Below are 23848 nucleotides of genomic sequence, written 5' to 3'. Positions count from 1 at the left end.
CAAAAAAAGCGATAAAAGCCGTAAAAAAGTTCACAGAATAAAAACGAACACGGCATAATTGCTTTATAGTGAACCCATAAACTAAAGATAATGATTTAGAGGACGATAATCCCAATGAAAAAATTTATTTTAGGTACTGTAGCCGCATCTGTTTTGGCATTTTCCGGCAGTGCCATGGCCAATTTTGTGGCAGGTCAGGACTATCAAGTTCTGGCAAATCCAGTCAAAGTCGAAAAACCGGGGAAAATTGAAGTACGTGAATTCTTCTGGTATGGCTGCGGTCACTGTTATACGCTTGAGCCGCATCTGCAAGCCTGGTTGAAAAAACTACCTAAAGATGTGCGTTTTGTACGTACTCCGGCGGCTATGAATCCGCTTTGGGAGCAGGGCGCACGTGCTTATTATACCTCTGAGGCTTTAGGGGTTCGCCAGAAAGCGCATTTGCAGCTGTTTCATGATATTCACGCCAAGCAACAGCCAATTCTGGAACAGGCACAGCTGGCAAAATTCTATACCCGTTATGGTATTCCTGAAGCAAAATTTAACAGCACTTATAAATCATTCCCGATCTCATCAAAAATCGCTCAGGCTAAAAATCTGGCTGCTGCTTACCAGTTGAGTGGTGTGCCTGCCGTAACCGTGAATGGTAAATATGTGGTGCAAGGCGATAGTGAAAAAGTGGTTCAAGTGGTGAACTACCTGGTAGACAAGGAACGTAAGGCCAAATAAGCCGGTCCTGATTGAATTGAAAAACCTGCATCCAGATGCAGGTTTTTTTAGATCTTCCAAAATTTATATTTTATTGAAGGTCTGTTGTGCGCGTAGACGGACTGGATAAAACGCCACAGAACAATAACTGCAGCTGTGTCAGGCATTGGGCTTTAAAATGCGCGAATGCTGCCTGATCTGATGCTGGATGGATCTGGGTCTGGAGATGAATCCAGTCCATGGCCCAGTTGAGTGCCAAAGGCAGCAGAATCTGGGCCAGCGCCCTCAGTTCAACCGGCGACTGGAGCGGCTGTAGCGCTGGAATCTGTTGCAGGCCATGCAGCAAATCTTCTACCAGATAATGAATCTCGCGTTCGATTCCCTGACGTAAAAACATACAGCCCCCCCAACGTTCTGCACTTAAAAATATCCAGGCTTGGGGATACGCATCGACCTTCTGAAAAAACAGTTCGACTTTGTCAGCTAGCTGGTTCAGGGAAAAATCAGTCGGTCCGAGCTGGTGCAGCACCCCTTTAATATGCAGTGCAGCCTGATCCAGCAATTCCAGTCCGAGCTGGTCCATGTTTTTGAAATGTCGATAAAACGCGGCCGGAACCAGTCCCACAGCCTGCGTAATTTCACGCAAACTGATACTGCTAAAAGCACGGCCTTGACTGCTCAATACTAAGGTGGCGTCCAGCAGCGCCTGACGACTTTGCTGCTTGCGTTCTTCACGTAAAGACATAGAAAACTTCCTGGGCGGATCGTGCAGTGTAGCAAAAATAAAATTCAATCATAGGGTTATCCGCATCTGCCCAATCAGAGCCGATTCAGGCTGAAATACTGCTAATAATTTGATTTTGTAAATGATTACTTTGCTGTCCTGATCTTGGGAGAAGGCTTCTGTTATACTTGACCACCATTATTTTTAGCCAACAGCAGGACTTATTATGCGTATCGACCAGCGAGCATTAGATCAATTACGTGAAGTAAAAATTACCCGTAACTATACACGTTATGCGGAAGGCTCCGTATTGGTTGAATTTGGTCATACCAAGGTGCTGTGTACGGCCAGTATTGATAATTCAGTACCTCGTTTCCTGAAAGGCAAGGGACAAGGCTGGGTCACTGCTGAATATGGCATGTTGCCGCGTTCGACCCATACCCGTAGTGACCGTGAAGCAGCGCGTGGCAAGCAAAGCGGCCGTACTCAGGAAATCCAGCGTTTAATCGGACGCAGCTTACGCTCTATGGTTGACCTGAAAAAGCTGGGTGAAAATACCATTACTCTGGACTGTGATGTGATTCAGGCGGATGGCGGTACACGTACAGCTGCAATTACCGGTGCTGCGGTCGCCTTGGTGGATGCCATGAATGTTTTGCTGGAAAATAAAAAAATCAAGCAAGATCCGCTCAAAGGTTTGGTGGCTGCCATTTCAGTGGGCATCTATAAAGATGAAGTCCTGCTCGACCTGTGCTATGAAGAAGATTCTAACTGCCAGACCGATTTAAACGTGGTAATGACTCAGGCTGGTGAGTTTATTGAGATTCAGGGAACTGCGGAAGATAAACCGTTTACCCGTGCACAATCCAATGCCATGCTGGAAATGGCCGAAAAAGGCATCCAGGAACTGGTCAAGAAACAGCAGGAAGCACTGGGCTGGTAAGTTATTTATTTTATTCAATAAAAAGCACATCTTCGGGTGTGCTTTTTTTATCTGTCATGGTTCTGTAAGCAAAGTATCATCTTGGGGTCACAATTATTGTTTATCTCTGGGGGCGCATAAAATATAAGGAATTTTCCATGCGTTTACTTTCTCTCACTTTTTTGCTGGGTTTGGGCTTCCTGCTCAGTGCCTGTAATAATGATGAAGACAGTCAGAGCAACTCTCCTCCATCACCGCAACCAAGCTGCAAAGTGCATTGCGCGCCTTAATTAAAATAAATCAGAGGAAAGTGAAAATGAACCGTCGTGACTTTATAACTCATTCAGCAAAAACATTATTAGGGGCAACTACCTTATCCAGTTTTCCTTTAAGTATTCAAAAAGCGTTGGCGGTAGATGCCAAAGTTGAAACCGGAACCATTCAAGATGTGAAACATGTGATCATTTTGACCCAGGAAAACCGCTCATTTGACAACTACTTTGGTACCTTAAAAGGCGTCCGGGGATTTGGCGACCGTTTTACGATTCCACTGGCGGATGGTCGTAAAGTCTGGGAACAGTATGACAAGAAAAAAAATAAAGTATTGCCTTATCATCTGGATAGCAGTCTGGGAAATGCACAGCGGGTTTCAGGCACACCACACTCTTGGGTAGATGGTCAAGCGGCATGGGATACAGGCCGGATGGGCAACTGGGTAGAACATAAACAGACCCAGTCAATGGGCTACTATAAAAAGGTAGAGGTGGAATACCAGTTTGCTTTGGCGGATGCTTTTACTCTGTGTGATGCTTATCACTGTGCCATGCATGCGGGAACCAATCCAAACCGTAAGTTTATCTGGACAGGAACCAATGGGCCTACCGGGGCAGGGGTCGCCAGTGTAGTCAATGAATTTGATGGGATAGGTTCATCTGCACAGGGTTATGACTGGACAACCTATCCTGAACGCCTGCAAGAAGCCGGAGTGAGCTGGAAAGTCTATCAAAATATGCCGGACAACTTTACAGACAACCCGCTGGCCGGATTTAAACAATACCGCCGCGCCAATGAGCAGTCGGGCAAGCCCGTCAGCCACTCTGACCCTGTCTGTCCTGCCTATGATGAAGCCATTGATGCCAAGGAGCCGTTATATAAAGGCATTGCCAATACCATGCCCCATGATGGAGGGTTACTGGGACAATTGAAGCAGGATATTGTGGATGGAAAACTACCTCAGGTAAGTTGGGTCGTGGCACCGGCTGCATATAGTGAACATCCGGGGCCTTCCAGCCCAGTACAAGGGGCATGGTATATTCAGGAATTGCTGAATGCTTTGACTGAAAATCCTGAGATCTGGAGTCAAACCGTACTGTTGGTCAATTTTGACGAAAATGATGGTTTTTTTGACCATATGCCTTCGCCTTCTGCGCCTTCACGTGAAATTAATGAGCACGGGGAAATTATTAAAGTCCATGGTAAAACTACCCTAGATGATGATCTGATTTCTTCTGAATACTTCAACCATCCACGCATTGAAGGTTCAACCCGTCAGCCGCTGCTGCAATATGTAGATGGTGAAAATAAAAACTTTTGGCATGGCGTCTATGGACCTGGGGTTCGTGTGCCCTTGTATGTCATATCTCCATGGAGTCGAGGAGGATGGGTAAATTCCCAAGTTTTTGACCATACTTCGATTATTCGTTTTCTTGAAGAGCGTTTTGGGGTAGAAGAACCCAATATCAGTCCTTACCGCCGTGCGGTGTGTGGAGATTTGACCTCTGCATTTAACTTTAAAACCCCGAATATGGATATTTTGCCGAAATTGGCTGGGCAAAAGACCAAGGCGGAAGCAGATGCGATTCGGGCAATACAGCAAAAATTGCCGCAAGTTCCGGTGCCATCTACACAAAACTTCCCTCAGCAGGAGCTGGGTATCCGCTATTCTCGGGCATTGCCTTATATTTTACACAGCAGTGCCAAAGTCCTGGCCAGTGAAAATAAAGTGAAACTGCTATTTTCCAACACCGGACAGCAAGCGGCAGTATTCCATGTCTATAACAAACTGGATTTAAACGCGATTCCACGACGTTATATGGTCGAAGCAGGCAAGCAGCTGGATGATGACTGGGCGCTGGTCGATGGAGCATATGACTTATGGGTCTTGGGGCCAAATGGTTTCCATCGGGCCTTCGTGGGGGATCTCAAGCAGCCTGCACAAAAAAATTCCCTGCCTGAGATTCGGATCTGTGTCGAGGAATGTGACCCGAAAATTTATCTTAAAGTACGACATGATGGTCAGCAGGCGGTAGATCTGCTGGTCAAAGCCAATGCTTATCTGGATGGACAAACCTGGAAAATCCCTACTACCGCGACTGAGAACGAATTGATTTTAGATATGTCGGCTGTATATGGCTGGTATGACTTTAGTGTCAGCATCGTGGGGGATGAGCAGTTCCAGCGTCGTTTTGCTGGCCGTCTGGAGATTGGCAAAGACAGCTATTCTGATCCATTTATGGGAAGTGCCATTTAAAACATTCAGTATCGTGCCATCTTATGGATACGCTTATATCGACAATAGAAGTTTAAGAACAATAAAAGGGGCCTAGGCCCCTTTTGTTGTATTATGAATTAGGCATTAAAGCGCATGGATAAATCAATGGCTTTCACATCTTTGGTTAAAACGCCCATAGAAATATAATCCACGCCGGTACTGGCCACTTCACGTAAATTTTCAATAGTAATATTGCCTGAAGCTTCCAACTTACAACGACCTGCGGCATGTTGCACCGCCTCAATCATCTGCTGCTGGCTAAAGTTATCCAGCATCACAATATCCGCTTTGGCTTCCAAGGCTTGATTGAGTTCATCCCAGGTTTCCACTTCGACTTCTACCAATTTACCTGGGGCAATCTTGTGGGCTTTGGCAATGGCCTGAACAATGCCGCCTGCTGCTATAATGTGGTTTTCTTTAATCAGAAAGGCATCAAACAAACCCAGACGATGGTTCTGCCCACCACCAATGGTAACGGCATATTTTTGAGCAATCCGTAAGCCGGGCAAGGTTTTACGGGTGTCCAGCAATTTGGTATTTAAACCCTTAAGTTCCTTGACATATAAAGCGGTTTTGGTCGCCACAGCAGAAAGCGTTTGGATGAAGTTAAGGGCAGGACGTTCCACGGTCAGCAGGCTGCGTGCCGAACCGGCCAACTTTAAAAAGACTTCATTGGCCTCTACCCGTTCACCGTCATTTTTCAGCCAGGTCACTTCAACCTTTGGGTCATAGGCATGAATCAGGGCATTCACCCACGGCTGACCAGCCAGTACCATATCTTCACGGCTAATGATGGTGGCAGTGGCCTGTTCATCTTCAGGAGTGAGCAGGGCCGTAATGTCGCCGTCTCCGATATCTTCCGATAAGGCCTGTTGGATATTGATCTGAATCGACTGTTCTAGCAAAGCCTGAGATATGCTCATGAGTATTTCCGTATCTTTTTTAGCCGTGAAAAATTGCGCATTATCTTAACACTGTTACATAAAAATAAGCGATTTTTCCTCCCCGCCATGAGGATGAATTGAGATTTGCCTTTGAAAGTTTTAGCATTAGGCGGGCTGCAATCCTGGTATTGCAGGTTTTATTTTGTAACAGGACAGGATTATGCAACAGGCGGCTGAGTTTCACATCAAGGATGGGCAATTGCTGGGCGCACGTCAGCTGGCTTCTCCGAATTTTAACCGACGCCCCGAGCAGACCGAGATTCAGCTGGTGGTGATTCACAATATCAGCCTGCCGCCGTCGCAATTTGGCGGTACTTATATTGAACAGTTTTTCCAGAATCAACTGGATTGCTCTGTGCATCCGTATTTTCAAACCATTGAAGGGATGCAGGTTTCGGCCCATCTGCTGATTTTACGTTCCGGTGAAGTACTGCAATTTGTCAATTTTAAGGATCGGGCTTGGCATGCCGGGCGCTCGACTTATCTGGCCAAAAAAGAATGCAATGATTATTCAATCGGAATTGAGCTGGAAGGCAGCGATGACCTGCCGTTTGAAGCGGTACAGTATGCTGCTCTGGTGCAGGTTACGGCGTGTCTGCAAGCCCATTATCCTAAAATCCAGCAGCATATTGCCGGGCATTCAGATATAGCCCCAGGCCGTAAGACCGATCCGGGACCGTATTTTGACTGGGCTGGGTTCCGCAGTCAGCTCCAGTATTATAAAACAGCAATCAACGCTGCAGAGTCAGGGGATTAAGTCATAAACTTCTTTCCCGAGTTTGATTACAATAGCCACAAATTAAGATTAGGTGAATAGGATGGCGCTTTGGCGTTCGACCGTGATTGTCAGTGCAATGACCATGTTGTCACGGGTTCTGGGTTTGATCCGGGATGTGGTTTTACTGAATGTATTTGGTGCCGGTAAAGATTTTGATACCTTCGTGGTGGCCTTTCGTATTCCGAACTTTTTCAGGCGACTGTTTGCAGAGGGGGCTTTTTCCCAGGCCTTTATTCCGGTCCTGACCGAATACAAAACCGGTCGGGCCCATGCTGAAGTTCAGATTTTGATTAGCCGGGTCTTTGGCTGTCTGGCCACAGTAATGACCACCTTGACTATGCTGGCAATTATTGCTGCTCCTGCAGTGATGTATGTTTATGCACCGGGCTTCCATAGTGATCCGGAAAAGTTCGCGCTGGCCACCGACATGTTCCGGCTGACTATTCCCTATCTGCTATTCATGTCTTTGACGGCATTTGCCAGCAGTATTTTAAATACCTATGGTTCTTTTACCACGCCAGCTTTTGCACCGGTTTTATTAAATGTGGCCATGATTGCCGGTGCCTTGTGGCTTACCCCGTATATGGCCGAGCCAATTATGGCACTGGGCTGGGCCGTGATTATTGCCGGTATTTTACAGCTGGCCCTGCAGATTCCAGAACTATGGCGTAAAAAGCTGCTGATTCCGCCTAAAGTTGATTTTAAACATGAAGGTGTGGAGCGCATCATGAAACTGATGCTGCCGGCCTTGTTTGGAGTCTCTGTCACCCAGATTAACCTGCTGCTGAACACCATCTGGGCTTCCTTTATGCAGGATGGTTCAGTCTCCTGGCTGTACAGTGCCGAGCGTATGACCGAGCTGCCGCTGGGGCTAATTGGTGTGGCGATAGGTACGGTTATTCTGCCTTCTTTATCGGCGCGGCATAGCGAGCAGAATCCGGAAAAATTCAAAGCAATGATGGACTGGGCTGCCAAAGTGATTGTTATGGCGGGTCTACCGGCCAGTATTGCGCTGTTCATGCTGTCGACCCCGATTATTCAGGCCCTGTTTGAACGCGGTCAGTTCACTTTTGAAGATACCCAGATGACCGCACTGGCCCTGCAATGTATGAGTGGTGGGGTCATTGCCTTTATGCTGATCAAGGTCTTTGCACCTGGTTTTTATGCCCAGCAGGATACCCGTACCCCGGTCCGGATTGGCCTGATGGCTGTGGCAGCCAATGCGATTTTAAACGTGGTGTTTATTGGCCTGTTCAAGCTGATTAACTGGGAAGCTGAACATATGGCGCTGGCACTGGCCTCGACTGGTTCGGCTATGGTAAATGCGGGCCTGCTCTATTTCTACCTGCACAAACGCAATATTTTCCGCTTTGGCGCTCACTGGAAAAAGATCTTCCTGCAATTTCTGTTTGCCAATGCAGTAATGATTGCGGCCTTGGGCTATGCATTGACTTGGTATGATGCGGATGTTTCCGCCTGGATGCGGGTGGTGGAAGTACTTATCCTCTGTCTGGTGGGGATGCTGGCCTATGCAGTAGCACTATTAGCAGTGGGCTTTAGACCCCGTCATCTTAAACCCTAAGTCCATTTAACCTATAAAAAAAACAAGAGCCAAATGGCTCTTGTTTTTTTGAAGTTACTTTTTCTTGGCACTGTTCAGTCGCTAGACCTTGCCGCGAGAAAGAAAACCAACAATGGCAAGAATAACAGCAATTACCAGTAAGATAATCGCGAAATCCTTAGATAAGCCGGCTACTCCACCAAAACCGAGTAAACTGGCAATTAAGGCGATCACAGCAAAAATAATAGCCCAGCGAAACATAATATTCTCCATGTGTTTTTATTCTCAAAATCAGTATAGAAATAATCAATTTTTGGCACTGTTAGTGTTTTGTTGATGAACTGTCTATGATTTAACAATAGTTTACGTGCTGATAATAAGAGACGCCCGCTGCATTTCGTCTGTTGAGACTTGGTATAATAAGCTGACTTTTACCATACTTATTGCTTATGTCTGATGTTCTGCGTCCGCATTTCTGGAAACATTATACCCTGACTGAACTGACCTCAGCCGAGTGGGAAGCGCTCTGTGACGGCTGCGGACTCTGCTGCCTGATCAAGCTGGAAGATGAGGAAACGGCAGAAGTCGCCTATACCAAGGTGGCTTGCAAGCTACTGGACTGTCAGACGGCACGTTGTTCGGATTATCCCAACCGTCTGGACTATGTGCCAGATTGTATTCAGCTCACGCCTGAAAAATTGCAAGAGATTCACTGGCTGCCGTCCAGCTGTGCCTATCGCCGTGTAAATGAAGGCAAGAGTTTGCCGTCCTGGCATTATCTGAATACGGGTTCACGGCAAACTATCCTGCAGGCCAGAAAATCTGCCGCGGGTCGCTGTCTGAGCGAGACTGATATACACGAAGATGAAATTGAAGAATATATAGTCCGCTGGGTACGCTAGACTGCAAGGTTCAGCTTTTTAACCAGTGGAACGTAGCAGCAGCTGGGCTGACTCGCCGGACATGGGACGATAAAAATAAAAACCCTGTCCGATCTGGCAATCACAACCCATCAGGGTATCTAGCTGTTCGGTATTTTCAATGCCTTCCACGAGAATATCCAGCGAGATGCTCGAACCAATCTGGGTAATGGCTTTGACAATGGCCAAGGCAGACGGATCTATGTTCATGCGTTCTACAAAGTTACGGTCAATCTTGATGCAATCGACCGGATATTCCTGCAAGCGGGTGAGCGATGAATGTCCGGTGCCAAAATCGTCCAGTGAAATATGAATCCCGGCCTGCTTGAGCAGGTTTAAGGCACGGACCACATAATGGGCACCACTTTCTGACAGGCTCTGTTCGGTAATTTCCAGTTCGACCTTATCGGTTGGAATATCAAATCTGGCCAGACGCGCCAGCAGTTTTTCGGCATAGTTGTCGCGCAGAAACTCAACTGGTGCTGCATTGATTGAAATCGGCAAGAGTTCTAGACCTTGAGCCTGCCAGCGGCTCATATCTGCAAAGACTTTAAGCTGCATGGTTTCACTAATCCGCGAAGCCAGCTCATAGTCCTGAAAGGCACCAAAAATATCCGAGGGCAGCTGGATCTGCTGGTGCCGGTCCTGCCAGCGTAACAAGGCTTCAAAACCAATGACTGCACCATCTGACAGCCGAACTTTGGGCTGATAATAAGGCACAATCTGATCGGCATGAATAATCTTGCGGGCCAGCGTCAGCTGTTGGGTAATTTGGTTTAGAGAGGTCGACATTTCCTGATTAAACATACGGATCCCGCCACGACCACTATTTTTTAAATCATTCAGGGCAATGTCGGCAGACTTTAATAGATTGGAACTACTTAAGGCATCTCGCGGATAAATGGCGCAACCGATACTCATCGCACTGCGCATGCTATGTCCCAGATAACCCACCGGCTGCTTAAGCTGCTGATAGGCCAGCTGCGCCGTCGCAATCAGCTGTTCCTCACTTTTCAGATCTTGGACCAACACTGCAAATTCATCACCGCCAAGACGGGCAACCAGTGTATTGGCAGCAAAACAATTCTGGAAACGTTGACCCAGAATATGCAACAAATGATCTCCCGCCAGATGCCCCAGCGTGTCATTAATATGCCGGAAATAATCCAGGTCAATCAGCAATAAGCCGAGTTTCTTGTTCTGGTGTTTGGCCTGAGACAAGACCTGTTTGAAAGTGTGATAGAAGGTATTACGATTATATAGGCCAGTTAATTCATCGCGTTTACTCACGCTATTCAATTGCAGTTCTGCCCACGTCTGCTGGCCGATCTTGGCCGGGGTACACCGGTCATTTTGCGGGAGCGGATCAATCCTCAGGATTTGATGGCCAGAATGATGGATCTGGCCGGTTTTTCCTGCCGGGCCATCCGGCATGTTGTGCTGGCGAGGTACGCTCTGAGCGAGCTGTTGCTGAAGTTCAACATAGTCCTGTAGATCGGTCAGGGAAATGGACCATTGCAGCAGATGTTCAGGCTGAGGACAGTATTTTATCTTCAGCCTACATATGCGGTAATTGCCTTCAGGCTGCTGGATACGGCATTGGATGTCAATATTCTGCTGCTGGTTGAGCGCTATATGCCACTTATCGAGAACAGCTTGCAAATCATCGCTATGGATAAAATGATGCCAGTCGAGGTGGTGGCTGTCATTCAGGTTGATACCCAGATACTCGATCATGGCTGTATTAAAATACTGCTGCTGGTCTTTGCTCATCACCCAAAGGGGATGAGGCAGATCATCAATGAATTGCTGTATGGCAACGGTATTGGACGAATGCAATAGCCCAACAGAAGTAACCCGGGATTCCGTAGCTTCTGCAGGTATTGATCTAGATTTGCCAGGCTTCATGCATTCACCGCCATAACCTCTAAAAAGTGTGCTGCGAGGTTGCTCCGATTATTTTAATTAGAATAAAACAATATGGAAGTTACAATGTAATTAATTCATAATTTACTAGCTTTAATTTGCTTGCTTTTCCATAGATGCGTGGATTGGAAATTAAAAAATATATTACTTCTCTTGGGCTTTGAACAAGATGCTGCTTCATTTGCGCTTATAGCACTGATACTGGCTCAGATTACGTTATGAAACTGGGCAGTCTGGTTATTCCCTGTATTTCACGCCTCATTTGCCCCAGTTTTAGCAGAGCGCGCGATCTATTGATGGAAGATCAACAGACCCTGACGAATCTTTTATAGTTTTAACGTTGAATGTTGGATTCAAAACTGCGAATGTTAGAATGAAATCAGTTCTTATGTTGAGCCTATTATCCGATGTCAGACCACCATATTCCGCTTCCCGAACGCCTACGGCCACGTGACCTTACTGAAATTATCGGACAGGAACATCTGCTGGGGGAAAATGCACCTTTACGCCAAATGATTGATCAGGGGCATTTGCCTTCCATTATTTTCTGGGGACCGCCAGGAGTCGGAAAAACCACGATTGCCCTGCTGCTGGCGCAAGCAGTTGATCGGCCATTTATTAGCTTGTCTGCACTGAATACCGGAGTCAAAGAACTACGGGAGCTGATTGCCGAAACAGGAGACCTGCTTACACCGGTGGTATTTATTGACGAGATTCACCGTTTCAATAAATCCCAGCAGGACGCACTGTTAAATGCGGTTGAAAAAGGCAAGATTACCCTGATTGGTGCGACCACCGAGAATCCCTCATTTGAGGTCAACAGTGCTTTGCTGTCACGCTGTCAGGTTTATACCTTAAATGCACTTAGTCCTGAAGCGATTCAGACCCTGCTGGGCCAGGCCATCGAAAAAGACAGTTTCCTGAAAGAACGTTATCTGCAGATTGAAGAATTTGATGCCCTGATCCAGTTTGCCGCAGGCGATGCACGCAAGGCACTGAACCTGCTTGATCTGGTGGCCAGCACTTTTGAAGCTGAGCAGGAAAATATCATCACCAATGCAGTGGTGGTCAAAGTCGCACAGCAGAATATTGCTCGTTATGACAAGTCCGGTGAGCAGCATTATGATCTGGTCTCGGCTTTTATTAAATCGATCCGTGGTAGTGATCCGGATGCTGCATTGTACTGGATGGCACGCATGCTCAAAGGCGGGGAAGACCCGGTCTTTATTGCACGCCGTATGCTGATTGCAGCTTCAGAAGATATTGGCAATTCTAACCCAAATGCCTTGTTGCTGGCTGGTGAATGTTTCCGCTCGGTACAGGCTGTTGGCATGCCGGAAGGCCGGATTATTTTGGGGCAATGTGCGGTATATCTGGCGACCAGCGCCAAAAGTAACAGTACCTATCTGGCGATTAACAAAGCTATGGAACTGGCAGAAAAAACCGCAAATCTTGCAGTGCCTTTACATTTACGCAATGCGCCGACCAAACTGATGAAAGCCCAGGGTTATGGGGTGGATTATCTCTATCCGCATCATTATCCGGAACATTTTGTTCTGCAAGACTATCTGCCGCCTGAGCTAAAAGGCACCAAATTGTATGAATCGGCACGTAATAAGCGTGAAGTGGAAGCGGAACGTTTGCAACAGCGCCGCTGGCAGCAGGAACAGCAGCAATAGTTAAAAAAAGCCCAGTTTGAGGTGAACTGGGCGGAAAACAGGATGTTTTTTTCGGGGAGATAACCTCCTCGAGGGGAGGGGGAAATCTGGTCGGCTAAAAAGCGATTGAACGCTCTGAGAATTCTGGTTTAGCTTGCTATAAAAAATTTAATGGAAACGTTATATAAAGTAAAAACAATGATTTTTATCAACAGGATTATTTTTTCCGATCATCTTATCCAAAAAAACCGGACTGATCGTCCGGTTTTTTAAAGCTTAGCTTCAGCTAGGGCTTAGATATCTTCAAGATTGATACCCAAACGTGCCGCAACTTCTTCATAAGCTTCTACAACACCGCCAAGACCTTGACGGAAACGGTCTTTATCCAGTTTTTTCTTGGTGTCTTTGTCCCACAGACGGCAACCGTCTGGAGAGAACTCATCACCCAACACAATACGGTCATGGAAAACACCAAATTCAAGCTTGAAATCCACCAGAATCATATTGCCAGCATCGAACAATGCTTTGAGCACATCATTCACCTGATAAGTCAATTCTTTCATTTTTTCCAATTGTTCAGCATTGGCCCAACCCAAAGCAATCGCTTGCGATTCATTGACCATTGGATCGCCCAGCGCATCATCTTTAAAGAACAATTCAAATGTTGGTGGAGTCAGCTCTTTACCTTCTTCTACACCCAGACGGCGGCATAAAGAACCCGCGGCATAGTTACGGATGACGCATTCTACCGGAATCATGTCCAGTTTTTTGACCAGAACTTCATTCGGTGTTAACAGTTTTTCGAAATGGGTTTCAATACCCGCTTCGGCCAGTTTTTCCATGATGAAGGCGTTAAAACGGTTGTTCACCTTACCTTTACGATCTAGTTGTTCGATTTTTTCGCCATTGAATGCGGACGCATCGTCACGAAAAACTAAAATCAAGTGGTCTGAGCTGTCCGTGGTATAGACAGATTTCGCTTTACCAGTATAGAGCAAGGTTTGTTTTAACATGAGGGAACCTTCTACAAAAAAAAATGCCTAGAACTGTCTAGGCTGGCCAATTTTGGTAAATCTGATTGAGCAGTTCTGCGGCTTTTTCACGGTCTGCAAAACTGTTATCGGTATTGAACACAGCGAGGTTATGACTCGAACCGACAGGAGATAGTCTTAATACATAGGTCTGCTGGTCGACTTTGATCGTCACTTCATGACGATTTGGGTTCTGGCCAACGATGGAATAGTTAAGGCTGCTGAGGGTAGCAAGTGTGTATTGCCAGATTGTAGCAGAATTTCCATCGATTTTAAGTAGTGGATTTTGATTTCCATCCACAACCAGCTGTGGTTTTCCGATCGGAGCCGTCTCAGTTACATCAGTTTGGGTTGAATCCATACTCTGAGCAGGTGGACGTGGTAGGGCAAAACGGTTCGCACGCTGGTTTTCCAGCTTGGGCGCATGCTCGATCGCCAGCGGATCTACAATAGGAGCAGGGTACAATGGCGTTGCAGGACGTACCATGGCACCTTCAGGATATTGTAAGGGTTCGAGAGTAGTCGTTTCTTTATAATCTAAAGTGCCATTATTAAAGGCCAGTGAACTACAACCTGCCAGACCCAATACTGAAAGTGCGAAGGTAAGTCCTAAACGTAAATGCATAATTGTGCTCTTTTATTGAATGACGCCCGCTACAACCAGTGCTTCATGAAGCGGAGCGCGATATTGTTCTGCAAGAGGGGTTAATGGCAGGCGAATACCTGTACCGATTAAGCCCATATCGTGAAGTGCCCATTTCACAGGAATCGGGTTCGATTCGCAAAATAAAATATTGTGTAAATTTGCAATCTGCGAATTCAGCTCTTCAGCACGTGCCATATCGCCTTGAAGTGCAGCCGCGCAGACTTCACTCATGGCTTTGGGTGCCACATTGGCAGTCACCGAAATATTACCTTTAGCCCCATGACCCATCAGCTGATAAGCCGTTGCATCATCGCCTGAATAGACGGTCATGTTCTTGCCAGTCAGGCCCTCAAGCAGGGCTGCACCACGCGCAACATCACCGGTTGCGTCCTTGATGCCCACAATTTGCGGAATATCTGCCAGACGAATCACTGTTTCATTGGCCATGTCTACGCCTGTACGGCCCGGCACATTATAAAGAATCTGTGGAAGATCAACTGCCTCAGCAATCGCCTTATAGTGCTGGTATAAGCCTTCCTGGGTCGGTTTATTATAATAAGGTGTCACCAACAGGGCAGCATCAGCCCCCAGTTCTTTGGCTTCACGGGTTAATTGAATGGCTTCATGGGTCGAGTTTGCCCCCGTACCCGCAATCACAGGAATACGTTTTTTTGCCACACGGATGATTTCTTTGATCACCTGCGTATGTTCACTCATGCTGAGCGTAGAGGCTTCACCGGTAGTACCTACGGCGACAATTCCATTTGTACCCTCTGCAATATGCCACTCAACCAGCTTCTCGAGGCTCTTCCAATCTACGCTGCCATCTTCAAACATTGGGGTGACGATTGCGACAATGGAACCCTGAGTGGTCTGTGCTTGCTGAGTCATTTTGAAAAACTATCCTATTTGTCCATCCGAAGAGAATGAGAAAACATAAATTTGGATGGGTTTGTATTCTGATTGAGAACAAATTCAATTAATCTGGGCTGAATTGAATATTGCTTATGCAAATTATGACTGATCAAACGCATAAGAACAATATGCTTTAGTCAAAGCCACTGATTCTTTATACAAAGCCTATGTAAAACAATCAAGAGCTGAGAAGAGGTGTTTGACTGCCCATTCAAGCTAGATAGAAGGTAAATAAAACTTGCTATAAAGCTTTTTCTGACCGATTTATTTTATAACCCTGCGACTAAAATACTGCTATAAAAATATTCAACCTTCTGATTTTTTAAGTTTTTTTTAATAGAAAATTGTACTTGGATATGAACTAATATTTATATTCGATGAATTGAGATGTGAAAAATATAGAAATAGAGCGGAAAATGAGCCTGTTAAATAAAAATAACGTCTGATTAAGCTGTTTAAAGTATTAAATTTAAATCATTTATTTTTCTAACTGGTTAAATCTTAGGGCTGATTTATAAGTCTTATAGATAAGAAACTGAATTTTATATAACTTTAATTAATCGTTTTTAAGACTTTATTGCAAGCAATGCGAAAGTCATCAAAATTTCTCCTGTTCGGAAATCCAACCAAAGCGTTCAACTTTTTGATAGTTAATTCTAATTGGCCACTCATAGATGATGGGTTCTCTTTTTGAACGCTGATTAAACAAGGATATTCCAATGGAAAAATCAGACAATAAGCATGCCATCGTCACGGTCGCGATCTGTTTTCTGATTGCCGTGATTGAAGGCTTAGATATTCAGGCAGCAGGGATTGCTGCAGCGGGTATACGTGAGCATTTTGGTCTTGATAGTTCACAATTGGGGGTGTTTTTTAGTGCAGGGATTCTAGGCTTATTGCCGGGTGCACTGGTCGGCGGTCGGTTTGCAGATCGTATTGGCCGTAAGAAAGTCCTGATCTGGTCGACAGCAATATTTGCTCTCTTTACCTTATGTACCGTATGGGTCAACAGTTTTCATAGCTTGCTGGCCGTACGTTTTCTGGCAGGCGCTGGTCTGGGTGGAGCCATGCCGATTCTGATTACTCTGGCATCTGAAGCTGTATCGCCACAAAATCGTGGGCGTGCGGTGGGATTGATGTACTGCGGTATGCCGGTTGGTGCTGCCATTTTATCTTTAGTGGCTGCAACTGAATTTGGGGCGAACTGGAAAAACGTATTCTATCTGGGTGGTTTATTACCGATTATTGCAATTCCACTCATGATGGGGTTTCTGCCGGAGTCGAAGGAATATTTAAAAGCGCAGCACAAAACGGCTACAGAGCTTGCGACAGCATCACAAGGCTCCTTCAAGGACCTGTTTAACTCGGATAACCTGTTTCGTACTGTATGTATCTGGGTGAGTTACTTCTTTACCCTGATGGTGGTGTATATCATGCTGAGCTGGTTGCCATCACTGTTTATGGAACTGGGCTTTACTCGTAAGAATGGTTCAACAGCCCAGTTCTATTTCATGGTAACTGCGACCATTGGTACCATCATTCTGGGTATGTTGACGGATCGCTGGAAGAAAGCCTATGTGATTGTATTGATGTATGGTGGCATTTTGGCAGGTTTGCTGGCATTGAATGGTGCCAGCTCACTGAACCAGATGTATATAGCAGCAGCCTTGGCCGGTGCCTTCGTTATTGGTTGTCAGGGTGTACTGTATGCTTTCGGGAGTATTGTGTATCCAACTGAAGTGCGTGGTACAGGGGTAGGGGGCGCTTCTGCTGTAGGCCGGGTTGGCGCAATGCTTGGGCCTGCGATTGCAGGTCAGCTTCTGGTAGCAGGTTTTGGTGCCGCAGGGGTCATCTCGGCAGCGATTCCATGTATTCTGATCTCGGCAGTATGTATGCTGATTCTGGTCAACCGCACTAAAGTTTGATCAGCCGCTATTGAAAAACCTGCACATGCAGGCTTTTTTATGTTCATTTTGACTGGATAAAACACAGGGATTGATTACATATTTAAATCATTGCCAGCAGCAGTTTTTTCAGCATCGGCCGTTATTCTATTTTAGTAAAGAGAGTAAAAAATTTCTTTCGTTTTAGGCTATGCTGGGGTGCAAATTCAGTTTTTAAGGAATAAAAATAATGCACAATGCAGCTTTAATCGTGGTGGATGTACAGCGAGGATTTACACCGGGAGGCAATCTGGCGGTTGCACATGCAGATCAGATTATTCCAAATATCAATCGATTGGGACAGTATTTTGACAATATTGTCCTGACCCAAGACTGGCACCCGGCAGATCATATTTCTTTTGCAAGCAATCATTTTGGTAAAGCGGTTTATCAGACCATTCAGCTGGACTATGGTCCTCAGGTGTTGTGGCCAAGCCATTGTGTGCAGGGTACTCCAGATGCGGAGCTGCATCCGGATTTACATCTGCCTCAGGCCCAACTGATTATCCGCAAAGGATTTCATCGCCAGATCGACAGCTATTCTGCCTTTTTAGAAGCAGATCAAAAAACCACTACAGGTCTGGCGGGTTATTTGCGCGAACGTCATATTAATACGGTTTTTATCGTCGGGATTGCGACAGATTTTTGTGTGGCCTGGACCGCGATGGATGCCCGCAAGCTGGGGTTTAATGCCTATGTGATTGCTGATGCCACCAAGGGTATTGATCTGAACGGTTCCTTGCAACATGCCTGGCAGGACATGCTGGCACAGGGCGTTAAACGGATTTATCTAAAAGATATACTGGATGCAGCCTGATTTTGGCTGTATAGAAGTAGCTCAGAAATCTGTATAGACTGCCTGTAATGTCGAGGTATCAAGCGATACCTTTTCTCTTTGTTATTGATGGGATTAGCCCATGTCAGCACTGCTCCAATTTAGCCAGTTTGTCCAAAAAACCTTTGCTTTGTGGGTCATCCTGTTTTCAGCGATTGCCTTGATGCTGCCGGATCTCTTTGTCTGGTTACGTGCCTATATTCCGTGGATGTTGGGGCTGATCATGTTTGGTATGGGCATGACCATGACCTTGGGCGATTTTAAAAGCGTCTTGCAGAGTCCGAAGGCTGTCGCGATTGGCGTTGTGGCCCAGTTTCTGGTAATGCCCGGGCTGGCTTTTTTACTCTGTCAGTTGTTCCGGCTTCCTGCTGAAATTGCAGTCGGTGTGATTCTGGTCGGCTGCTGTCCGGGAGGAACGGCCTCGAATGTCATTACCTATATGGCCCGAGGCAACACGGCGCTGTCGGTGGCTTGTACCTCAGTTTCAACCTTATTGGCACCAATTCTGACACCGATCATGTTTTATCTGCTGGCAAGTCAATGGATTGAGATCAATGCCTGGTCGATGCTGATCTCAATTTTGCAGGTGGTGTTATTTCCAATTTTCTTGGGCTTGATGGTTCGGGCAGTGTTAAAGACCAGGGTCGAAGCCTATATTCAGGTTATGCCACTGGTTTCAGTACTGGCGATTGTGGCGATTGTGGCTGCAATTATTGCCGGCAGTAAAACCCAGATTTTGGAATCCGGCTTGATGATTTTAGGAATTGTGGCCTTACATAACGGACTGGGCTATTTACTGGGTTATTGGGCCAGCCGCCTGTTTAAGCTGGCAGAAATAGACTGTCGTGCCGTTGCCGTTGAAGTGGGTATGCAAAATTCCGGGCTGGGCGTGGCTTTGGCTGCTACTCATTTTGCAGCGTCTCCGGTCACTGCTGTACCGAGTGCTATTTTCAGTTTATGGCACAATATTTCTGGACCGGCTCTGGCGACTTACTGGGCGTCAAGACAGGCTGAAACAACCACCCATAAGCTGGACTAGATGAACATCATCCTTTCAAGAAACTTGAGTTTCTGATAAGTATTTCTTCCCATTAAAAAAGCCGTATATACAACGCTATATGGCTTTTTTAGGAAGTGTTTTACTTGCTATTATGATGCTTTGGACTGCTTGGATTTTAGAATTTCAGTCCTAAACGTTTGGGCCAGCTCGGCTGTTTCAGCATCCATGCCATTGACTACAAAAGCATGACGGGTCAGTACATTGGTTGGATTAGGCATGCTGACCAGCTCAAAATGATCCGAGATATTTTTCAGTAAGCTATTTGGAACATGCAGGGCGCTTTCTTTGGCCATCAGTTGCTGGACCAGACGTTCGGCTGCCTGTACCGAATTCAACTGCATTTCCTCCACAGTTGATGAAATGGCACTACGGGTTTGCAGGACAAAACGCTTTTCTTCACGGTAACGTTTATACAAGACCTCCGAAAGCAGCTGAAATACAGCACTGATCATGGTCAGGCAGGCCAAGGCATCCGGTTTGTCTGCTGCAATACTGATGGTTGCGCCTTTTTCATTAAATTTCTGTACGGTAGAAATATCCTGACTGTTCAGCTTGTAATGTTGTACACAGAGCTCAGTGGCCTTGTTCAGGAAAATCTGGCACAGATTGAAATAAGGCACAGACACAGTTTTATTGACGCTATCCAGTAACTGTTTTGGATCATAGAACTGGATGTTCAAAGACAGACTGTCATGATCCAGCACCACCGCCGGTTGCTCTTTTTCTTTGGGTTTGTGTTTAAGAGCCTGCTGAGCCTGGGCAATCGCCAAAGCGGCATTGTGCTTTTCCTGCTCCAGTGCCTGGGTCAGGCTCTGGATTTCAAACTTGAGGCGGGATTCATTGTTGATGCGCGCCAGATATTCGGTCCGGCTTGGACGCGCTACTGCACGATAGGCTACCCAGAGCAGGCCATGAATGACGAAAGAGAACAGGATCGCCAGCCATTGGGTACGGAGGATTTCCCCAATACTTGGCTCAATCAGGGTGATTTCAATGACCCCTACTTTTTTCTCGTTTTGCAGGGCATCACGAACAAAAACTTCACCCTCACGAGTTTTAGTCAGTCCGCCAGTGGCCAGAACCTGACCATTCGCATCCAGGATACGGATAGAGGTTACACTGGGGTTGGTGGCATAGCGATTGGCCAGAAGCGCCAAGGAAACACGGTTGGCCGGTTCAAGCTCTGCCAGGCTGTCAGTGACCAGCTGACTGGTCATCAGCTGCCCTTGACTGGCCCGGTTGTCATTCAGTTGGTGAGTGGTTGCCAATACCAGTAAAAAGGTATGTAAAGCAAAACTTACAATCAGTAGGCTAGCAAATAGCCCTTGTCTAGGCGCATTCAACTTAAACTTCCAAGGCAATTCTGTTCAATTTCGATTATGATTCTAACAATTGTTGTCGCTCAGATCAGACCCGAGTCAATTCATGCAAGAAATCATTCTTATATCATTTTTAGGACCCGACCAGCCTAATCAATTTACACGATTAATGCAGGTTTTGTCCGCCCATTCCTTACAAATTTTAGATGTAGGACAAGCGGTCATTCATAATCAACTGACCTTAGGAATTGTGGTCTCGTCTAATGACCAGACTGCAACAGCATTAGCCATGAAGGAAATCCTGATTCTAGCACATGATATCGGGTTAACAGTGCGCTTTAAACCGATCTCTACTGCTGAATATGGGCAATGGGTGAAAGAAGGTGGACGCACACGTTATATCGTAACGGCATTGGCTCCGGAATTAAATGCCTCTCATCTTCAGGCTGTGACCCATATTGTATCCAGTCAGGGTTTTAATATTGAAACGGTCACACGTCTTTCCGGCCGTCCCGCCCTGGATGGCTCCAGCAAAGGTCCAAAACGTGCCTGTATCCAGTTCGGTTTAAGTGGGCAGATGCTGGATGCTGCGGCCATGCGTGCAGCCTGCCTGAGCCTGTCGAATGAACTGAATGTGGATGTTGCGGTACAGGAAGATAATGCTTATCGCCGTAACCGCCGTCTGGTCTGCTTTGATATGGACTCGACCCTGATTGAACAGGAAGTCATTGATGAACTGGCGATTGAAGCCGGTGTTGGCACCCAGGTTGCAGAAATTACCGAACGTGCCATGCAGGGCGAGCTGGACTTCCAGCAAAGTTTCCGCGCCCGTGTTGCCCTGCTAGAAGGCATGGATGCAGCAGTATTGCCGAAAATTGCCGAACGCCTGACAGTCACGGAAGGGGCAGTGCGCCTGATTTCAACTTTAAAAGCTTTAGGTTATCGCACGGCTATTCTGTCGGGTGGTTTTCAGTATTTTGCAGAATATCTGCAAGCCAAGCTGGGGATTGATGAAGTACATGCCAACTGTCTGGATGTTCGGGATGGCAAGGTTACCGGTGAAGTCAAAGGCCATATTGTAGATGGTGCCCGTAAGGCACTGCTATTAAAGCAGATTGCAGATGAAATGGGGATTTCTTTAGAGCAGACCATTGCGGTGGGTGATGGGGCCAATGACTTGCCAATGTTGTCGATTGCAGGTCTTGGCGTGGCTTTTCGTGCTAAGCCCCTTGTTCGTCAGAATGCGACACAGGCCATTTCTAGTGTCGGTCTGGACGGTGTGCTGTATTTACTCGGCATGCATGATAAAGATCTGAACCGTGCTTAAATAATTTTATTAAGCAACGCGGCCTTAGGGCCGCGTTTTACATTTCTGTGCGGGCTTTTTTTCTGCTTTTTGCACCTGTCGCATAGAAAAACAGCAATCCGCTTAAACGGAAAAAATAATTTTTTAAGCCAAGCACAGCCCCGATGATTTTGTAATGACACGCCAACATTGGCACAGTCATTGATCCACAAAAACGATGGAAATAAAAAATGTAATGACAAAATAATATCGCGACAAAGTATGTCGTAAAGTCGAAGAATGGGACTTTTCTTATGCTAAAAACTCATCATAATGCTGACATAGAAATTCAAATCAATATATTCCACTTGATGGACTTAACAGAATTCAATGCTTAGAAGTGTGAGCTGGTCAACGTATACATTATCTTGTTGGATGGAGGGGTTTTTATGGTAACAGCGAATCTGGCAACGATTGTAGGCTTGAGTTTAGTCGCTGCGGCTGTGCTTGCTGTGTTCTTCTCGCCTTATCGTCGCTGGTTAAGTTTTATGGCTGCGGGCATGCTGACCTGGGGTCTGATCGAAATGATTCGCAGCGGGACACAAGCCCTGTTTGAACTCCCGATGACCTATAGCTACCTGACTGCACTGACGATTGTCATGGCCATTGTCACCCTCTTGCTGTTGCGGGAGGACCGCCGTGCAGAACGTGCGCTGGCTAAACGCCGCTATATCGAACATACGCCGGTGTATGAGGATGACCAACAGCAGCTATCCAGTCGTTAAGTCGCCAGAAAGACACAGAAAAATGCACCGCTGGGTGCATTTTTTTATCACTAGGAGCGTAAAACCTCGTGGTTCAGCACGAGAATATAAGCGACTGGCTTAAGCCATACGACATTAGATGTCGTATCAAATATCCCTACTGTTCTCTACTTAAAATATTATGATTAAAATAAGCACATGAAAACACTTAAACTTCGCATTAAAGACCAACACGCAAAGGTGCTGATTCAATTAGCATCTGAGGTGAACTTTGTTTGGAATTATGTGAATGATTTAAGTTTTAAGCACCTAAAAAGAACAGATGAATTTCTATCTGCATTTGATATTGCCCAATACACCAAAGGCGCATCTAAAGAGTGCGGTTTGCACAGCCAAACTATTCAGGCTGTCACCGAAGAATTAGTCACACGAAGAAAGCAGTTCAAGAAAGCAAAACTTAAATGGCGTGTGAGTAACAAGAAATCTGCAAGAAGATCACTTGGATGGATACCGTTTAAGAAAGTAGCGATCAAATACGCTGATGGATATGTTCAATATGGTAAACATCAATTCAAAATTTGGGATAGCTATGAGTTAAGTAAATACAGCGTTAGAACAGGCTCATTTGTTGAAGATAGTCGTGGGCGTTGGTATGTGTGCCTTGTAGTGGATTCACTGAAGCAAAATAAACCGACAGTCAGCAAAGCCATAGGCATTGATCTTGGTTTAAAAGATATTGCTACGTGTTCAGATGGTACAGTGATTTCCAACCCTAAATTTTATCGAAAATATGAGCAGAAACTAAGTATTGCTCAACGAGCAAAGAATAAAAAGCGTGTACGTGCATTACATGCAAAGATTGCACATTGCCGTAAAGACCATTTGCACAAGGCAAGCACCATGCTTGTTAAAGAAAATGCGCTGATTGTAATTGGCGATCTGAGTGCTAAAAAACTTATAAAAACTAAAATGGCGAAATCTGTTTTAGACACAGGATTTTCAGCACTAAAAACAATGCTCAAGTATAAATGCGAGAACGCAGGCGTATTGTTTGAGGAAGTCAATGAAAGTTTCACCTCCCAAATTTGTTCGTGTTGCGGTGAGATCACCGCAGGTAGTCCGAAAGGTAGGATAGATTTGCGAATAAGAGAATGGCAATGCAGTAATAAAAAATGTCTCAGTCTAAATGATCGGGACATTAATGCTGCAAAGAACATTCTTGCGCTTGGGCATAAGCGTCTAGCTGTAGGAATCTCCCTCTTTTAAGGCGGAGAGGATGTCAAGTTAGAAATATGATACAAAGTCATTCCTCAGCCTGGCTTCGATGTATGCTAGGATATTTTTCAATTTTCATACAA

The 23848-nt window shown here is 45.9% G+C and carries 22 protein-coding genes; 14 read left to right on the top strand and 8 right to left on the bottom strand.

The window, feature by feature from the left end; translation table 11 throughout:
• The first annotated feature begins 114 nt into the window (after positions 1-114).
• Positions 115-729 (top strand): thiol:disulfide interchange protein DsbA/DsbL, encoded by a 615-nt coding sequence (locus E5Y90_RS13805; protein WP_151204646.1) that lies wholly within the window; start codon positions 115-117, stop codon positions 727-729.
• Between the two features lie 70 nt (positions 730-799).
• Here the strand turns inward: E5Y90_RS13805 and E5Y90_RS13800 are convergent, their stop codons facing one another.
• Entirely contained in the window at positions 800-1453 is a 654-nt protein-coding gene (locus E5Y90_RS13800; protein WP_151206963.1) for a TetR family transcriptional regulator, read from the bottom strand.
• A 205-nt stretch (positions 1454-1658) separates the two neighbouring features.
• Between E5Y90_RS13800 and rph the strand changes: the two genes are divergently transcribed.
• From rph to E5Y90_RS13790, 3 genes are all read left to right on the top strand, one after another.
• On the top strand, positions 1659-2375 hold the full coding sequence (gene rph, locus E5Y90_RS13795) for a ribonuclease PH (RefSeq protein WP_151204644.1): 717 nt from the start codon (positions 1659-1661) through the stop codon (positions 2373-2375).
• Between the two features lie 137 nt (positions 2376-2512).
• A complete protein-coding gene (locus E5Y90_RS17610; protein ID WP_257234944.1) occupies positions 2513-2644 on the top strand; it encodes a hypothetical protein in 132 nt (43 codons plus the stop codon).
• Between the two features lie 26 nt (positions 2645-2670).
• Positions 2671-4884, top strand: coding sequence for a phosphocholine-specific phospholipase C (locus E5Y90_RS13790; RefSeq protein ID WP_174660505.1), 2214 nt, complete (start codon positions 2671-2673; stop codon positions 4882-4884).
• A gap of 98 nt (positions 4885-4982) precedes the next feature.
• Here the strand turns inward: E5Y90_RS13790 and nadC are convergent, their stop codons facing one another.
• Positions 4983-5828 (bottom strand): carboxylating nicotinate-nucleotide diphosphorylase, encoded by an 846-nt coding sequence (gene nadC, locus E5Y90_RS13785; RefSeq protein WP_174660504.1) that lies wholly within the window; start codon positions 5826-5828, stop codon positions 4983-4985.
• A 181-nt stretch (positions 5829-6009) separates the two neighbouring features.
• On the opposite strand from nadC, the gene ampD reads away from it, so the two are divergent.
• Positions 6010-6606: a 1,6-anhydro-N-acetylmuramyl-L-alanine amidase AmpD gene (gene ampD / locus E5Y90_RS13780; RefSeq protein WP_174660503.1), complete on the top strand. Its 597-nt coding sequence runs from the start codon at positions 6010-6012 to the stop codon at positions 6604-6606.
• A 52-nt stretch (positions 6607-6658) separates the two neighbouring features.
• Positions 6659-8209 (top strand): murein biosynthesis integral membrane protein MurJ, encoded by a 1551-nt coding sequence (gene murJ / locus E5Y90_RS13775; RefSeq protein ID WP_174660502.1) that lies wholly within the window; start codon positions 6659-6661, stop codon positions 8207-8209.
• An 81-nt stretch (positions 8210-8290) separates the two neighbouring features.
• On the opposite strand, the gene E5Y90_RS13770 is transcribed toward murJ, so the two are convergent.
• The gene (locus E5Y90_RS13770) at positions 8291-8449 is read right to left on the bottom strand and encodes a DUF1328 domain-containing protein (RefSeq protein ID WP_004647174.1); all 159 of its coding nucleotides are present in this window, start codon (positions 8447-8449) and stop codon (positions 8291-8293) included.
• Between the two features lie 188 nt (positions 8450-8637).
• Here E5Y90_RS13770 and E5Y90_RS13765 point away from each other — a divergent pair, with 188 nt between their 5' ends.
• Entirely contained in the window at positions 8638-9090 is a 453-nt protein-coding gene (locus tag E5Y90_RS13765) for a YcgN family cysteine cluster protein (RefSeq protein ID WP_174660501.1), read from the top strand.
• Between the two features lie 18 nt (positions 9091-9108).
• On the opposite strand, the gene E5Y90_RS13760 is transcribed toward E5Y90_RS13765, so the two are convergent.
• Positions 9109-11016 carry an EAL domain-containing protein gene (locus E5Y90_RS13760; RefSeq protein ID WP_174660500.1) on the bottom strand — a complete coding sequence of 636 codons (1908 nt, stop codon included), beginning with the start codon at positions 11014-11016 and terminating at the stop codon, positions 9109-9111.
• A gap of 425 nt (positions 11017-11441) precedes the next feature.
• On the opposite strand from E5Y90_RS13760, the gene E5Y90_RS13755 reads away from it, so the two are divergent.
• On the top strand, positions 11442-12713 hold the full coding sequence (locus E5Y90_RS13755) for a replication-associated recombination protein A (RefSeq protein WP_151206956.1): 1272 nt from the start codon (positions 11442-11444) through the stop codon (positions 12711-12713).
• Between the two features lie 272 nt (positions 12714-12985).
• Here E5Y90_RS13755 and purC read toward each other — a convergent pair whose 3' ends face one another.
• Genes purC through dapA form a run of 3 tightly spaced genes read right to left on the bottom strand, consistent with a single transcriptional unit; the run spans position 12986 to position 15260 of the window.
• Positions 12986-13705, bottom strand: coding sequence for a phosphoribosylaminoimidazolesuccinocarboxamide synthase (gene purC, locus E5Y90_RS13750; protein ID WP_151204636.1), 720 nt, complete (start codon positions 13703-13705; stop codon positions 12986-12988).
• A 37-nt stretch (positions 13706-13742) separates the two neighbouring features.
• Positions 13743-14348 (bottom strand): lipoprotein-34 precursor (NlpB), encoded by a 606-nt coding sequence (locus E5Y90_RS13745; protein ID WP_151204635.1) that lies wholly within the window; start codon positions 14346-14348, stop codon positions 13743-13745.
• A 12-nt stretch (positions 14349-14360) separates the two neighbouring features.
• Positions 14361-15260 carry a 4-hydroxy-tetrahydrodipicolinate synthase gene (dapA, locus tag E5Y90_RS13740; protein WP_151204634.1) on the bottom strand — a complete coding sequence of 300 codons (900 nt, stop codon included), beginning with the start codon at positions 15258-15260 and terminating at the stop codon, positions 14361-14363.
• 743 nt (positions 15261-16003) lie between these two features.
• Here dapA and mhpT point away from each other — a divergent pair.
• The 3 genes from mhpT to E5Y90_RS13725 all read left to right on the top strand — a co-directional run bounded on the left by mhpT (position 16004) and on the right by E5Y90_RS13725 (position 19101).
• Positions 16004-17209: a 3-(3-hydroxy-phenyl)propionate transporter MhpT gene (mhpT, locus tag E5Y90_RS13735; protein WP_174660499.1), complete on the top strand. Its 1206-nt coding sequence runs from the start codon at positions 16004-16006 to the stop codon at positions 17207-17209.
• Between the two features lie 205 nt (positions 17210-17414).
• Positions 17415-18044, top strand: coding sequence for a bifunctional nicotinamidase/pyrazinamidase (gene pncA, locus E5Y90_RS13730; protein ID WP_174660610.1), 630 nt, complete (start codon positions 17415-17417; stop codon positions 18042-18044).
• 100 nt (positions 18045-18144) lie between these two features.
• Positions 18145-19101, top strand: a complete 957-nt coding sequence (locus tag E5Y90_RS13725) for a bile acid:sodium symporter family protein (RefSeq protein WP_174660498.1) — start codon at positions 18145-18147, stop codon at positions 19099-19101.
• Positions 19102-19211: 110 nt separating this feature from the next.
• Here E5Y90_RS13725 and E5Y90_RS13720 read toward each other — a convergent pair whose 3' ends face one another.
• Complete coding sequence (locus E5Y90_RS13720) at positions 19212-20465, bottom strand: hypothetical protein (protein ID WP_174660497.1); 1254 nt, start codon at positions 20463-20465, stop codon at positions 19212-19214.
• Between the two features lie 82 nt (positions 20466-20547).
• On the opposite strand from E5Y90_RS13720, the gene serB reads away from it, so the two are divergent.
• From serB to E5Y90_RS13705, 3 genes are all read left to right on the top strand, one after another.
• Complete coding sequence (gene serB / locus E5Y90_RS13715) at positions 20548-21768, top strand: phosphoserine phosphatase SerB (RefSeq protein WP_151206952.1); 1221 nt, start codon at positions 20548-20550, stop codon at positions 21766-21768.
• Between the two features lie 407 nt (positions 21769-22175).
• Entirely contained in the window at positions 22176-22511 is a 336-nt protein-coding gene (gene aciT / locus E5Y90_RS13710) for a ciprofloxacin tolerance protein AciT (RefSeq protein ID WP_151205349.1), read from the top strand.
• A 177-nt stretch (positions 22512-22688) separates the two neighbouring features.
• Positions 22689-23756, top strand: a complete 1068-nt coding sequence (locus E5Y90_RS13705) for an RNA-guided endonuclease InsQ/TnpB family protein (RefSeq protein ID WP_174660496.1) — start codon at positions 22689-22691, stop codon at positions 23754-23756.
• Positions 23757-23848 lie beyond the last annotated feature (92 nt).

The organism is Acinetobacter sp. 10FS3-1 (assembly GCF_013343215.1).
Taxonomy (GTDB): Bacteria; Pseudomonadota; Gammaproteobacteria; order Pseudomonadales; family Moraxellaceae; genus Acinetobacter; species Acinetobacter lwoffii_C.
Note: the sequence above shows the minus strand (reverse complement) of the source record. Positions and strands in the feature narration are given on the sequence as shown.

Coding starts and splice junctions, on each gene's coding strand:
- E5Y90_RS13805 (WP_151204646.1), top strand. CDS start 115: ATGAAAAAATTTATTTTAGGTACTGTAGCCGCATCTGTTTTGGCATTT.
- E5Y90_RS13800 (WP_151206963.1), bottom strand. CDS start 1,453: ATGTCTTTACGTGAAGAACGCAAGCAGCAAAGTCGTCAGGCGCTGCTG.
- rph (WP_151204644.1), top strand. CDS start 1,659: ATGCGTATCGACCAGCGAGCATTAGATCAATTACGTGAAGTAAAAATT.
- E5Y90_RS17610 (WP_257234944.1), top strand. CDS start 2,513: ATGCGTTTACTTTCTCTCACTTTTTTGCTGGGTTTGGGCTTCCTGCTC.
- E5Y90_RS13790 (WP_174660505.1), top strand. CDS start 2,671: ATGAACCGTCGTGACTTTATAACTCATTCAGCAAAAACATTATTAGGG.
- nadC (WP_174660504.1), bottom strand. CDS start 5,828: ATGAGCATATCTCAGGCTTTGCTAGAACAGTCGATTCAGATCAATATC.
- ampD (WP_174660503.1), top strand. CDS start 6,010: ATGCAACAGGCGGCTGAGTTTCACATCAAGGATGGGCAATTGCTGGGC.
- E5Y90_RS13770 (WP_004647174.1), bottom strand. CDS start 8,449: ATGTTTCGCTGGGCTATTATTTTTGCTGTGATCGCCTTAATTGCCAGT.
- E5Y90_RS13765 (WP_174660501.1), top strand. CDS start 8,638: ATGTCTGATGTTCTGCGTCCGCATTTCTGGAAACATTATACCCTGACT.
- E5Y90_RS13760 (WP_174660500.1), bottom strand. CDS start 11,016: ATGAAGCCTGGCAAATCTAGATCAATACCTGCAGAAGCTACGGAATCC.
- E5Y90_RS13755 (WP_151206956.1), top strand. CDS start 11,442: ATGTCAGACCACCATATTCCGCTTCCCGAACGCCTACGGCCACGTGAC.
- purC (WP_151204636.1), bottom strand. CDS start 13,705: ATGTTAAAACAAACCTTGCTCTATACTGGTAAAGCGAAATCTGTCTAT.
- E5Y90_RS13745 (WP_151204635.1), bottom strand. CDS start 14,348: ATGCATTTACGTTTAGGACTTACCTTCGCACTTTCAGTATTGGGTCTG.
- dapA (WP_151204634.1), bottom strand. CDS start 15,260: ATGACTCAGCAAGCACAGACCACTCAGGGTTCCATTGTCGCAATCGTC.
- mhpT (WP_174660499.1), top strand. CDS start 16,004: ATGGAAAAATCAGACAATAAGCATGCCATCGTCACGGTCGCGATCTGT.
- E5Y90_RS13725 (WP_174660498.1), top strand. CDS start 18,145: ATGTCAGCACTGCTCCAATTTAGCCAGTTTGTCCAAAAAACCTTTGCT.
- serB (WP_151206952.1), top strand. CDS start 20,548: ATGCAAGAAATCATTCTTATATCATTTTTAGGACCCGACCAGCCTAAT.
- aciT (WP_151205349.1), top strand. CDS start 22,176: ATGGTAACAGCGAATCTGGCAACGATTGTAGGCTTGAGTTTAGTCGCT.
- E5Y90_RS13705 (WP_174660496.1), top strand. CDS start 22,689: ATGAAAACACTTAAACTTCGCATTAAAGACCAACACGCAAAGGTGCTG.